Here is a 12,562-nt window from a genome sequence, read left to right on the forward strand (position 1 = left end):
TAACAAGGAAAGCAGTATTCAGTATGAGTGTCATAGACAAACTCTATGCAGCGCTCTCAGGCGCTAATGAAGCACAGATTCGAAAAGTCGCCGCGGCGACCCTGAGTGAACAGGTTAAATGGTCGGCGTGCCACCCGGTCAATGACCTGGCGGGTGTTTCCAGCGTCGTCGATGACTTCCTGTTGCCGATGATCCAGGCCATGCCTGACCTTGAGCGTAAGCCTTTTATCCATATCCCCGGAGACTATCAGGGTGAGCAATGGATTGCGGGAACGGGCTACCTTATAGGTACGTTCAGTGCACCACTTTTTGGTATACCAGCTACGGGGAAAACACTATATCTGCGCTATTCAGAACTGGTGCGTGTTGAAAATGACCGTATTACCCAGTGTTACCTGTTCCCTGATTTTCTTGATGCAATGCAGCAGGCCGGGGTATACCCATTGCGCTCCTCGTTGGGGCATTCCGGATTAATGATGCCGCCGACCAGTCTTGACGGCATTTGCGGTGCTGACAGCAACCCGGACCGAAGCATGGGTACAGCGCAACTAATAATGGATATGCTCGACTGCCTGCGCAAATACGACGGGAAAACTCTCGACAGCATGGACCTGGAAAACTTCTGGCACCCTGATTTTATGTGGTATGGCCCAGCGGGTATCGGTACTACCCGAGGTATTGAAGGTTTCCGCCGCCAACATCAGGGGCCGTTTCTCAAGGGATTCCCAGACCGGGACGTTGATCATCACGCCTGTACCGTTGCTTGCGGCGACTACGTTGCAACAGGTGGTTGGCCACATATGCACGGTACCCATACCGGAGGAGATTGGCTGGGCTTGCCGCCGTCGAATCGACACTTGAGTTTGCGCGTCATGGATATTTGGCGACGAGAGGGCGATCTCCTGAAAGAGAATTGGGTGGCGATTGATATACCGCACATGCTGGACCAGATGGGTCTGGATGTCTTTGCACAAATGAGAGCAATAACAAACAGGTAGTGACAATGACAGAATTCGGCACGCTGAACTGGTCGATCCTGGTGATTTATGTAATCGCCAATCTTGGTCTTGGCTTTTATCTTGGGAAGAAAATCGAGTCGGCGAACGACTTTTTCCTGGGTGACCGCAGTATTCCCTGGTGGGCGATTGGTATATCAGTAGTCAGCACTTATGTCAGTGCGCTGACTTTTCTTGGCGGACCCGCCTGGGCCTATACAGACGGATTGTCTGTCATAGCCATACACCTGAACTATCCGCTGGTCATTTTCTTTGTAGTCACTTTTTTCCTACCGTTCTTTTTCAACAGCGGGGTGGCATCAATATACGAGTACCAGGAGAAGCGCTTTGGGCCCACCTCCCGGAGTGTGATGTCTGGTGTGTTTCTCCTGTCCCAGGGGTTAACATCGGCAGCCATTCTCTACGCGACTTCGCTGGTGTTGGAGTTTATTACCGGCTTGCAGGTCGAGTACTGCATTGTCATCGTGACCCTTATTGCGCTTGTTTATACGTCAATGGGGGGTATTGCAGCCGTAATATGGACTGACGTTATCCAGGCGGGAATCTTGTTTGTGGGTGCATTTGTTATTCTGTTTGCGCTGCTTTCAGAAATGCCGGTTCCTGTGGTGGAAGCGCTTTCAGAGTTAAAGGCACAAGGACGTACGAACGCTTTGGACTTCAGTTTTGATTTTACTAAAGTGACAACGGTCTGGTCCGGTGTGATCGCCATGACCCTGTTTCATGTTACTGTCTACGGCGCCAACCAGATGATGGTGCAGCGTACCCTGGCCGCAAAAAATATTGGCGATGCCAAAAAGTCATTCTTGATGATGGGCTTTGGCGCTTTCTTTATTTATTTTTTGTTCATTCTGTTGGGCGTGTTGTTCTACTCATACTATGGTGGCCGGGAGTTCGAAAACGGCAATACGATTATTCTCCAGTTTGCCACCGATTACGGCTTGCCGGGACTCATGGGGCTTATCGCCGCAGCAGTTTTGGCGGCAAGTATGTCCAGCCTCGATTCGGCTTTCAATTCGATGTCTACTGTTTCGACCATCGACTTCTACCAGCGCTATTTCAGACCGGATGAATCTGGTGCACACTATCTAGCAGTCTCTCGAGCGTTCACGGTGTTCTGGGCGGCGCTGATTGTGGTTCCAGCCCTTATGTTTGCCGAAAGCGAAGGCTCTATTTTGGAAACCCTGAGTAAAGTAGGGTCCTATTTTGTCGGCGCCAAGCTGAGTATGTTCGCTTTGGGCTTCTTTTCAAAACATACCACCGAACGTGGCCTGCTGATCGGAGTCGCCGTGGGCTTTGTTGTGGTCTGGTATGTGGCTACGCGAACAGACATTGCCTGGCCCTGGTTCTGCGCCATCGGCGGTGCGGTAAATATCAGCGTGTCTCTGCTGGCCAGCCTTATAATCGATGGGCGGCAGGAAGATTACTCCCCCTATACTGTAGTGGGTCAAAAAGCGCAGTATTTGGCAGAGGGGCGGGAAGAAAAAGATGGGAACTGGTTTGTTATTCCCGGACGAGTGGATAACATCAGTTATTACTTGCTGGCTTTATTTGCAGCGACCATAGCCTTCTTGTATTTGTTTAACGACTTAATTCCTTAATTATCGGGAGATTCTTTAATGGCCGACTACCAGCAGAACAAGAGCCTTGTTCTGGAGTATTTTGACGCTCTGGAAGGCTGCAGTGCAGATTCCGTCGGCGCGGTGTTAGGTCGATTTGCCAGTGACGACTGTGAGTTTCTCGGTAGCTACCCGTTTAATGAAATGCGTGGACATGCAGCAATTACCGCTGGCTTTTGGCAGCCGCTTTTCAATGCATTCCAATCACTTCAGCGGCGACAAGACATTTTTATTGCAGGCAGTAGCGAGATTGACGGTGATCAATGGGTCATGAGCATGGGCCATTTCATGGGGCTGTTTGATGACGACTGGTTGGGAATTCGTGCAACGCGCAAGATGGTCATGTTGCGCTATGCCGAATTCAACTGTATTGCTGATGGTAAAATCGTCAGGACCGGAATGTTCCTCGATATTGTTGGGCTGATGCAGCAGGTAGGTTGTAATCCGTTACCACCCCAGACGGGCGCCTCTTTTGTTTGCCCTGGACCACGCAACCATGATGGCATTGTTTTAGAGCAACAAACTGAGGAAGAGGGCATAAAAACCCTTAACGTCCTGAACGCAATGATTGCTGACCTTGAAGAGCTTAACAAAACGGGCGATGACAATTGCTCACAGCAGTATCTGGCCAGAACCTGGGATGAAAATATGCTGTGGTACGGCCCTGCAGGAATTGGAGCTTCTTACACGATTCCCAGGTATCAGGAGCAACATCAATATCCGTTCAGGGAAGGACTCACCGGCAAAACCTATAACGGCCACGTTTGTCGTTTTGCAGAGGGTAACTTTGCCTGTTTTTTCGGCTGGCCCAATCTCTCCCATAAACCAACTGGCGGTCTTATGGGCTTACCAGGAGGAGAGCAGACGCATATGCGCGTGGTAGATGTTTATCGTCGAGAAGGCGATAAGTTGATAGAGAACTGGGTTATTATTGACATACCTTACTGGCTTAAACAGCAGGGTTTGGATGTTTTAGAGCGCACTAGTAAGATCCTCAACCCCTGAGCAGGCCCGGCCTGGCTTTGTTGAACTCTCGCAGTCTGGCAAACACGTCCACATTCAGCTGATGATAGACGTGCAACAGGTCAACCAGCACCCAGTTTTCACGAATCAGCCCATTTTCACAGCGCCAGAAATCCAGGCTGCGCATTGTTATCTGCTGGCCCGAAGGCGCTATTCCCAACCACCCGTCGCCACCCACACTCATGTGCATTCCTGGCCAAGCCGTAAAACCAACAAAATCTCCGTCAGAGAACAAGTGGCCTGCGGCTGCGTCTCCGACTCGATCGGGTAAGCCGTTTAAGAACGGTATTTGGTGCCAGTTGCGAAAGCCCGCGATACCGCGGCCAGTGCCAATGCCCGCAGGGCCGTACCAGCTGCAGCGAGGATGCCAGTACTTCTCTAGTTCCATCGCCTCCACACCGCCTTCAGCGAAGTTCCCCAATGCATCGCACATATCGCTGACCAACTGTTGGCTGGAGGCCGAGTGCGCTTGATCCCATGGTCCCTGAACGATTCCGTTTTGCAGGGCGGGGGAGGGCACCTGCCATTCCCGCCCCAGGCTGGGAGCCATAGGCCAGGCATTTGCCTGCAGCATCACCTCCGGTATATCCCAAATTGCCTGCATCTCTACGATTTTGTCGTTCTCTATGCGAAAGAACTCGTGAAACCGCATAGCCACCTGGTGCCCCGTGGGAGGGATGTCTAGCCAGGGCTTTTCGAAACTCCCGGTATAATAACCACAGCAACCCACCCAGTTGTCGGCGTGATTGGTTGGCCCGGCAATCACGATATGATCGCGGCGCTCCAGATCGGGAATTGCATTGTACAGTCCACAATAGGCATTTTTGAAAAGAGCATCGGGTCCTCTAAGGCTCTCAAAAGGAAAGGACAGGTGTATGAGTGCATCTTCGCTAAACAGCGAGTTAAGCGTCTTGCAAACGTTGTCTGGACTGTAGTCGTAAAGGGCGCTGGTTAATTGCGCAACGAGCCGCTTGTTAGCGTTATGTCTGTCTGTCATTTTTGTCCTTGTTCGCTGCGCTTGCATTCGAAGTCATATCACTGGAGGATAACAAAGAACCCCTTTAGGGCACAGTCATGCTGGCGGAAAATTAAATGTGTAACAGACTTCAATATACCTGGGCACTGATCTGGCTGAGTTATTTCCTCGCAATTCAGGTTATGGGTGAAGAGGGTGGTGTAAGGCCTGCAGACCTCAGTTTAATGGCATTGGATGCAAGCTATGAATTTCACCATGTTCGCAATAATCACGCGACTGAGGGGATTCGCAGGGAAGTCCTGGGCTTTGAAGTCGACGGTCTTAGTCAGTACGCTCTTTTGCTTCGGCCTGCTGGCATAGCGCCAAAAGGCGGTTGGCCTGTAGTTCAGTTCAACCACGGCTTTCATCCTAATCCGCCGCTTAATGGTTTCAACACAGCAGGTCAAAGTGACCGCCCTGGCGACTATTATCGGGAAACGGTGCAGGCATTTGCCAGAGCCGGGTTTGCGGTAATAGCGCCAGATTATCGAGGGCACAATGTTTCGGAAGGGGAGGAGTTTACGCAGCGCGCTTTGGCTGATGCCTGGTATAGCCGTGACGCTATCGCGTGCTTTCTCGCATTGAGTTCCCTGGCTGACCTGAATTTGGACAGGGTCTATATGCTGGGTCATTCAATGGGAGGTCCCATCACGCTCAGGGCCATGCAGGCCTTGGGTGACAGAGTCAGGGCTGGTTCAGTCTGGTCCATGGCGGGTTCAGATAAGCGCGCTCAGTTGATGGCTATTACACTGAAGTCTGCAAACGCAGAAGATAATAGTGAGAGCAAGAAAGTACTGCTGAACGCGCTGCAATCGGAATTGGTTGATATCGACCCCAGTGCCACTGTTGATCAGTTATCGGCGATTAGCCAGGCGGCATCGATAAGCTCGCCATTGTCTATTCAGCATTCTCTGGGAGACCAGGCAACGCCAGTGATAAACTCACTTGAGCTGGCTGCTCGCCTGTATTTGTCCGGCGGGGAATATCAGCTGAAAGTCATTCCAGGTGAGGATCACCTGTTTAGCGGCGAGGCCTTTTCAGCAGCAGTGGTGCGAGATGTTCAATGGTTCCGGCGCCACCGCTAAAGCTTTACATCCAACCCAATTCTTTCAGTGCCCAGGGTGCGTTCCAGACTTTGGTCATTGCGCAAACCTTGTCGTCGTCGTCCATGGTAATGGCATACACGTAGTGTGAATGTGTGACGCCACCGGTCGCCGGAACTGGACCACCCTCACCAGAGTGCTCACCGTTAAACGTCGCAAAATAGAGAGCGGTGCGGTTGGCTTCATCCCAGGCTGAACTGTGGATGCTGTAGCCGCAACCAACCAGGGGACCTTTCCCCAGGCCAGCCATCCATTCGCAGTAACCCTCAACTAGCTGTATGTCGACCAGAGGCTCACTCTGGGCAGAAAACACAGCGTTCTCTGCCACGTACTGCTTGCAGCCTTCCCAACCTTGAAGCCCCTCGCAAGCGTGAAAAAATGCGGTTGCTGTTTCAAATGCACTCATTTTTATTCTCCAGTTGTAGCTTGCTCAATAGCGAGCCTTGCGCGTTCGATCTGGGTGAGCACGGCCAACTCGTCAAACACCAGCCATTCCTCAACCACCTTTCCATCAACAATACGATATTGGCTCTCGCCGAGAATAAGCAGCGGCGCGCCGGTGGGTGCACCCCACAACGCACCGCCTGAATGGGTGCCCGCAATGACCCAGCGCACTGCAACGTACTCGCCTGCAAGCATCGAATTGCTGCAGCTGTAGTCAACAGATATTTTTGCATCGGGCATTGAGCCAAGCATTTCCATGTAGAACTGTGAGATTCGTTCCACACCATCGTAATCGTCCCTGGCAGAGGCATGCAGTCGGGCGTTCTCAGTGTAAAGAAGGCGGCAATCTCCCAGCATGCGCGCATTCCATATATTGCCAAGCGCAGCGCTGATGTATTTTTCATTGTCTTCAGCAACAGGCGAGTAGGTGATTTTTTCGCGCGCCTGCATGCTCACTCTTTCGTGTTCGCTTTTGAGCCACTGGGCGAAGGTGCCGCTGGGCTCCAGTGGTCTGGCTGCCTGCTCTCTGGCATATTCCAGGGGATCAGCACCGAGCTGGATGGCTAGCGAGTAATTATCCCTGACCAACCATTCTTCTATGATTTTGTTGTCCTTGCATACGCAATGGGCAATGACCTGAATCTGGGCCTGTGCGCCGGTAGCATCTCCGAATTCACTGGGTCCAAGGTTCGTCATGTTAGTACAGATCAGGTGAGAGCTGTGGTAACCGGTCTCGGCGTCGCCGCCCCAGACAATATTATCCGCGTGCAGGGTACGGTCGGGGAAGCCTGCCAATGTGCGCATTGTGTTCTGAGTGACTTCTTCGGCACCTTGTGTGTATCCCGCGAGGGTGTAAACAGGGCAGTCTTCGGAGTAGTAGTCGTAACAAAGTCCGACCTGCTTTCCTTCCCAGATGCGGTAGGTGATACGCAGGATATAGTCGACAATATCTGTGAATTCAGGGTCGAATCCGGGTAGCCCCGCGGGTTCGCCGCTTGCAGGTGCGCTGTCGTAATGGTTTTCCATTAATGTGTTCCCTGTACTGCTAGCAGTTTAGATCGCAGCGTGTAGTGTTGCTGAATAATACCTTGCATTCGAAGTCAAAAAAAGTACTTTAATGCCTTGGTTTCGTCTACTGTGAGGCGGTCCGGGGCTTTACAATCAAATATTAACCAAGGTGTGAGTTAACCATGTCCATCAGTGCATTCGATTTGTTCAAAATCGGCATTGGCCCGTCCAGTTCGCATACGGTGGGTCCGATGCATGCTGCGCGGCTGTTCGCCCAGCACCTCGAAAAAGACGGACTGCTGCAAAGCTGCGGCAGGGTTTGCGTTGAGCTATACGGCTCTTTGGGAGCAACCGGCGCAGGGCACGGATCACCCAAAGCAATTTTAATGGGGCTAGAGGGCGAGACTCCCGAGGGCGTCAATGTTGACACCATCGCTGCGCGAGTGGCCGGGGTGCGAGAGCAGGGGGAACTGCATCTACTGGGGCAGCACTGCATCGACTTTAGCTACCGTAACGATTTGATCATGCACCGCAACGAGTCGCTGCCTTATCATGCCAATGGAATGCGCTTTAGCAGCTGGGATGCGAATGGCGATTTACTAGTGCAATGCGTGTATTACTCCGTAGGCGGTGGATTCGTTGTTGACGAGCAGGCGGCCGGTGCTGACGCGATAATCGAGGACCCCACGCCCTTGCCATACTCCTTCAGTACGGCTGACGAACTGTTGCAGAAATGCAGGGACAATGGTCTTTCCATTAGCGCTTTGATGCTGGAAAACGAAAAAGCATGGCGAAGTGGTGAAGAGATACGCAGCGAACTACTGGCTATATGGCAGGTGATGAGTGCGTGTATTGATAAAGGCGTGGTGACCGAGGGCGTGATGCCTGGTGGCCTCAAGGTTAAGCGCCGCGCCGCGCAATTGTATCGTCAGCTAAAAACCGAGCAAAACTCATTTGGCGATGAGTCTCTCAATACTATGGACTGGGTAACCCTTTATGCCCTGGCCGTGAATGAAGAGAACGCAGCTGGGGGTAGGGTGGTGACTGCTCCAACCAATGGCGCCGCTGGCATTGTTCCGGCGGTCCTTAAGTATTACCTGGATCACTGTCGTGGTTCTTGCGAAGACGACATCCAACGTTATCTGCTCACTGCTGCCGCTATCGGTATCCTTTATAAAACTAATGCTTCTATTTCCGGCGCTGAAGTGGGTTGTCAGGGGGAAGTCGGCTCAGCTTGTTCGATGGCAGCCGGCGCTCTTGCAGACGCTTTAGGCGGCACTCCAGAGCAGGTTGAAAACGCTGCTGAAATTGCTATGGAACACAACTTGGGGCTGACCTGTGACCCTATTGGTGGCCTGGTACAGGTGCCGTGCATTGAGCGCAACGCCATGGGTGCGATTAAGGCTATAAGTGCTGCTCGCATGGCCTTACGTGGCAGCGGCGAACACTATGTGTCTTTGGATCAGGTAATACGCACCATGCGTGACACCGGTCGTGACATGCAGGATAAGTACAAAGAAACCGCCCGCGGTGGACTCGCCGTTAATGTTTTAGAAGTGCCAGTAAATATTATCGAATGTTAGCGGGAGATGTCATCACAATAGTCGACCTTGTGGCGACTGCAGTATTTGCGATTAGCGGCGCGCTGGCTGCGGCAGCGCAACGTAACGACATTCTTGCCTTTGTGCTCTTTGGAACCATTACAGGCATAGGTGGCGGAACCCTGCGAGACCTCCTGTTGGGAGCCGAAGCTGTGTTTTGGCTGCACAATACAGAATATCTGTGGACATGCCTTGGCGCCTCTTTGGCTACCTGGTTTCTAGCTCCATATTTCAACTCAGTTCAAAAAGTGCTGCTCTGGGCGGATGCAGTGGGCATGGCGTTGTTCAGTGTGCTTGGGGCTGTCAAAGCGGTGCAGCTTGGGGCCCCCGCTATTGTGGCAGTGGGTATGGGCGTGATGACGGCTACCTTCGGCTCAATGATTCGAGACACTTTGCTTAATCAGGAACCTGTTCTGCTTGAGCCTGAAATATACGTGTCTGCGGCTTTGCTTGGCGCGTCCAGTTATACCCTGCTGGCCGGCTTCGAAGCTACGGCATCACTGGCGTTTCCTGTAGCTATTGCTGCGGCATTCGTACTGCGCGCGTGTGCAATAGTTTTCGACTTGAGGTTACCAAAGTACGGAGGGCAGGGTGCCTAGCAAAAAGTGTGATCAGGCTGCGCAGTGTCCGTGTGGATCCGGTGCGGCTTATGAAGCGTGCTGCGCACCTTTTGTGCGAGGAGAAGAGTTCGCTCAAACTGCTGAGAAGCTCATGCGTTCGCGCTATACAGCGTTTGCAAAGGGTGCGGAAGACTATCTCCTCGCCAGTTGGCATCCCAGTACCCGCCCGTCGAGAGTGAAGATTGACCCGGAGCAGAAATGGATCGGCCTGGCTATTAAGTCAACGGAGGCAGGTGGCGTCGCCGATGACGCTGGCATAGTAGAGTTTGTGGCGCGTTTCAAGGTTGCGGGTAAAGGGCATCGACTACATGAGCGCAGTCTCTTTGAATTGATAGAGGGGCGGTGGTACTACCTGGAGGGCGACCACCTGTAAGGCAATGCTGGTAAAGTTGTTGCTTAATGCTGGTGTCCGCCGACGCCGTGGGCATGACCATGGGCAACTTCTTCTTCCGTTGCTTCGCGCACATCCATGATCTCGACATCGAAGGTCAGCGACTGTCCGGCCAGCGGGTGGTTAGTGTCGATATCTGCGCTGTGTCGGCCCGCTTTAATTACCGTAACAGGTACTCGACCCTCGCTGGTATTCAGCTGCACGACCATACCGGTCTTCAGCTTCCCCTTATAAACCAGATGTTTGGCGGGAACTCGCTGCGTCCTCTTTGGGTCGGGCTGACCATAGGCATCTTCCGCCTCAAGCGTCGTGCTGAACACGTCTCCCGCTTCGTGGCCTTCCATTGCTTTTTCAAGACCGGCGATGATGTTGTTTGTACCATGAAGGTAAGCGCTGGGGTCAGAGCCTCGAGAACTTTCAACTTCAGAGCCGGACTCGTCACGAAGAGTATAGTGAAAAGTGGTGACAGTTTTTGGGCCTATGATCACGTTTAATATCTCTCAAAATGTTAGTCAGATCGTGTCTTGGACAGCTTGCCTTTACTTTCGCAAAGAGACTGCTGCCAGTGTGGCTGTAGCGAACTCAAACGCCATTGCGCCCCAAGTGTAACCACCGACCAACCAGTCTGCGGAGTAGGAGGAATAGAGCCGAGCAAAGGCGAGACATCCAATGACCATAACCAACATGGTAAGTCCTGCCTGAAAAAAGCCTGGTTTTAGCGCGCACAAAATGCAGAACAAACCGAAGCCGAACTGGAGTCCTCCGTACATCGCTCCCATCTCGGCATAGGCATCGCCGCTGCCTATGCTAAGTCCCGCATAGTTGGCAGGTAGTTCCGGTGAGAGAAAGCAGAATATGCCATAAATGGCGAAGATGAGGCCCGCGGCCCATAGAACGATTTTTCCCAACATCACGTGCTACTCCGAATATTTTCATTGTTGTGGTCAAGCTTATTACCAGAGTTTACGTCAAATCAAAGGTGATAGTTGGCTTAACATTCCGTGTTTTGCAAGGCTGGTATTGTCAACTGTACCCCGGTTGTCAGCGATTTCCAGAGTACGCTGCAGATCAATAGTTGGTTGCTCAGGAGGCTGCTTGACAGCTCCGGTGGGGATCACTAGAATGCGCTTCGCTGTGTTGGTCTTACTTAGGTAAAAATCCAGATTGATCAACAACTTAGCAAATTTTGGGGCTATAGCTCAGCTGGGAGAGCGCAACACTGGCAGTGTTGAGGTCAGCGGTTCGATCCCGCTTAGCTCCACCATAAACGCCTGATTTTCCTACGGTTTCTCACCGCCACGGGGTGCAAAAAACGACACGAAAGTGTTGTGCAACTTGAGAGAACTGAGGAGAGTCAAAATGCCTACATTTACGGCAACCGTTGAGGCCTATCTGGCCGCAGCAGATCAACCGTCAGGGACGCTGTCGCGCCTGGCGTTTTGGATAGGTGAGTTTGGAGATTCTGAACTCACTGCCATCACCCCCGATGAAGTAGACGCCGCCATTGTGCGACTGGCCGAACGTGGCAAGTTGACCCACGATGGCAAGCGCACTGGTCAAAACCTGGCCGGGTCCACACTCAATCGCTACATCAAACAACTGGCCCAGGTGTACCGCTTCGCCCGCCGCGTCAGGATGCTCCCACGGACGTTTGTGCCGCCGACCAAGGGGGCTGATATGGCACCAGAGAACGCCCATCATGATCGTTTCTTTGATCAAGATGAGGTGGAGAAACTGGTGGCGTTGGCGCGGTTTCTGGATACCCGGTGGGGCAAGATGGAAGCGTTGATCATGACCGCGTACCACACCGGCCTGCGCAAAAGTAATTGCCTGAACATCCGCTGGGATGACATCGATGTGGAGGGCGGCACCATCTCTGTGGCCGTCACCAAGAATGGCGACCCGCACCTGGCACCCCTCACTGACCGCGTGTGGTCGCTCCTGCGCAAACTTCCCAAGGATGGCGCCTATGTGTTCAGTAACAGTAAGGGCGTCCCGTATGAGCCACGCAGGCTGTGGAATCGCATCATAGAAACTGCTGGCATGAAGGGGCGCACCTTCCACGGGTTGCGACATTCCTGCGGCCACCGGCTGGCGAACAGCGGCATGAACCAGGCAATGGTGATGAAGTTTATGGGCCACCGTTCACTGGGTGCCAGCCAGCGTTATATGCATGCAAACGCCGACGATATTAAACGGGTGGCGGCTGAAGTTTTCGGGTAGAAAATACCCCTCTGAAAAACGGGTGCAGAAATGCGCCCTTTTTTTTGCCTTTTTAAAAAATAATTGAAAATAAATTTTGAAGGTCACAAAGGGTCACAAACGCACACAAACGCACACTGAGAAAATCCATAGTTTATTCGCAAGATATCCACAGCTAGTTCGTTTGCAGACCCTTATTTTTATAGTGCTAAATCTCCGTTATGCACCGTGGCGGTGTGAGAAACCTTAGGAGATTTTTTTGATGAACAACTTGAACAAACAACCCCATGAACTGGACAACCTGATGCCTTGTGAGGAGTGGCGAACCACGCGCGGCGTTCGTCTTTTTCCTACCGCAGATTCCTTTGAATGGTTCTGCCGAAACAATCGCGATCTGCTAATTGATTCCGGTGCGCTGATTCCCAGGATGGGTAGAGGTGGAAACCTGGCACATGCAGGAAAAATGTCAGACACCGTCCTTGCTCACTTTCGGGACAGCATTCAACGCGCAAAATAAAAAGGC

The 12,562-nt window shown here is 52.3% G+C and carries 14 protein-coding genes and 1 tRNA gene; 10 read left to right on the top strand and 5 right to left on the bottom strand.

All coding sequences use genetic code 11. From position 1 onward, the window contains the following. Positions 1-23: 23 nt before the first annotated feature. The 3 genes from EYC87_RS05195 to EYC87_RS05205 are packed head-to-tail and all read left to right on the top strand — an operon-like array spanning position 24 to position 3,637. The gene (locus EYC87_RS05195) at positions 24-998 is read left to right on the top strand and encodes a nuclear transport factor 2 family protein (RefSeq protein ID WP_279251942.1); all 975 of its coding nucleotides are present in this window, start codon (positions 24-26) and stop codon (positions 996-998) included. A gap of 5 nt (positions 999-1,003) precedes the next feature. Further along, positions 1,004-2,614 carry a sodium:solute symporter family protein gene (locus EYC87_RS05200; RefSeq protein ID WP_279251943.1) on the top strand — a complete coding sequence of 537 codons (1,611 nt, stop codon included), beginning with the start codon at positions 1,004-1,006 and terminating at the stop codon, positions 2,612-2,614. Positions 2,615-2,632: 18 nt separating this feature from the next. After that, positions 2,633-3,637: a nuclear transport factor 2 family protein gene (locus EYC87_RS05205; RefSeq protein ID WP_279251944.1), complete on the top strand. Its 1,005-nt coding sequence runs from the start codon at positions 2,633-2,635 to the stop codon at positions 3,635-3,637. Here the strand turns inward: EYC87_RS05205 and EYC87_RS05210 are convergent. After that, positions 3,627-4,652 carry an ester cyclase gene (locus EYC87_RS05210; protein WP_279251945.1) on the bottom strand — a complete coding sequence of 342 codons (1,026 nt, stop codon included), beginning with the start codon at positions 4,650-4,652 and terminating at the stop codon, positions 3,627-3,629. The two genes, EYC87_RS05205 and EYC87_RS05210, sit on opposite strands and share 11 nt — an antisense overlap. Positions 4,653-4,747: 95 nt before the next feature. On the opposite strand from EYC87_RS05210, the gene EYC87_RS05215 reads away from it, so the two are divergent. Beyond that, complete coding sequence (locus EYC87_RS05215) at positions 4,748-5,755, top strand: alpha/beta hydrolase family protein (protein ID WP_279251946.1); 1,008 nt, start codon at positions 4,748-4,750, stop codon at positions 5,753-5,755. A gap of 4 nt (positions 5,756-5,759) precedes the next feature. Here EYC87_RS05215 and EYC87_RS05220 read toward each other — a convergent pair whose 3' ends face one another. After that, positions 5,760-6,179: a hypothetical protein gene (locus EYC87_RS05220; protein ID WP_040541455.1), complete on the bottom strand. Its 420-nt coding sequence runs from the start codon at positions 6,177-6,179 to the stop codon at positions 5,760-5,762. Positions 6,180-6,181: 2 nt separating this feature from the next. Further along, positions 6,182-7,243, bottom strand: a complete 1,062-nt coding sequence (locus EYC87_RS05225) for an ester cyclase (protein ID WP_279251947.1) — start codon at positions 7,241-7,243, stop codon at positions 6,182-6,184. A gap of 224 nt (positions 7,244-7,467) precedes the next feature. Between EYC87_RS05225 and EYC87_RS05230 the strand changes: the two genes are divergently transcribed. The 3 genes from EYC87_RS05230 to EYC87_RS05240 are packed head-to-tail and all read left to right on the top strand — an operon-like array spanning position 7,468 to position 9,819. Next, positions 7,468-8,808 (top strand): L-serine ammonia-lyase, encoded by a 1,341-nt coding sequence (locus EYC87_RS05230; protein ID WP_479723011.1) that lies wholly within the window; start codon positions 7,468-7,470, stop codon positions 8,806-8,808. Next, entirely contained in the window at positions 8,802-9,425 is a 624-nt protein-coding gene (locus tag EYC87_RS05235; RefSeq protein ID WP_279251949.1) for a trimeric intracellular cation channel family protein, read from the top strand. The genes EYC87_RS05230 and EYC87_RS05235 overlap by 7 nt, the downstream gene beginning before the upstream one ends. Continuing rightward, complete coding sequence (locus EYC87_RS05240) at positions 9,418-9,819, top strand: YchJ family protein (protein ID WP_279251950.1); 402 nt, start codon at positions 9,418-9,420, stop codon at positions 9,817-9,819. The genes EYC87_RS05235 and EYC87_RS05240 overlap by 8 nt, the downstream gene beginning before the upstream one ends. A gap of 23 nt (positions 9,820-9,842) precedes the next feature. Here the strand turns inward: EYC87_RS05240 and EYC87_RS05245 are convergent, their stop codons facing one another. Together EYC87_RS05245 and EYC87_RS05250 are read right to left on the bottom strand one after the other, a co-directional pair. Then, positions 9,843-10,325 carry an FKBP-type peptidyl-prolyl cis-trans isomerase gene (locus EYC87_RS05245; protein WP_279251951.1) on the bottom strand — a complete coding sequence of 161 codons (483 nt, stop codon included), beginning with the start codon at positions 10,323-10,325 and terminating at the stop codon, positions 9,843-9,845. Positions 10,326-10,376: 51 nt separating this feature from the next. After that, on the bottom strand, positions 10,377-10,748 hold the full coding sequence (locus EYC87_RS05250) for a DUF4345 family protein (RefSeq protein ID WP_007229231.1): 372 nt from the start codon (positions 10,746-10,748) through the stop codon (positions 10,377-10,379). Between the two features lie 277 nt (positions 10,749-11,025). Here EYC87_RS05250 and EYC87_RS05255 point away from each other — a divergent pair. The 3 genes from EYC87_RS05255 (at position 11,026) to EYC87_RS05265 (ending at position 12,556) form a co-directional block, all read left to right on the top strand. Next, a tRNA-Ala gene (locus tag EYC87_RS05255) sits at positions 11,026-11,101 on the top strand. Between the two features lie 95 nt (positions 11,102-11,196). Beyond that, complete coding sequence (locus tag EYC87_RS05260; protein ID WP_279251952.1) at positions 11,197-12,060, top strand: tyrosine-type recombinase/integrase; 864 nt, start codon at positions 11,197-11,199, stop codon at positions 12,058-12,060. A 241-nt stretch (positions 12,061-12,301) separates the two neighbouring features. Then, positions 12,302-12,556 (top strand): hypothetical protein, encoded by a 255-nt coding sequence (locus EYC87_RS05265; RefSeq protein ID WP_279251953.1) that lies wholly within the window; start codon positions 12,302-12,304, stop codon positions 12,554-12,556. Positions 12,557-12,562 lie beyond the last annotated feature (6 nt).

It is taken from the genome of Candidatus Seongchinamella marina (assembly GCF_026262685.1).
Taxonomy (GTDB): domain Bacteria; phylum Pseudomonadota; class Gammaproteobacteria; order Pseudomonadales; family Halieaceae; genus Halioglobus; species Halioglobus marinus.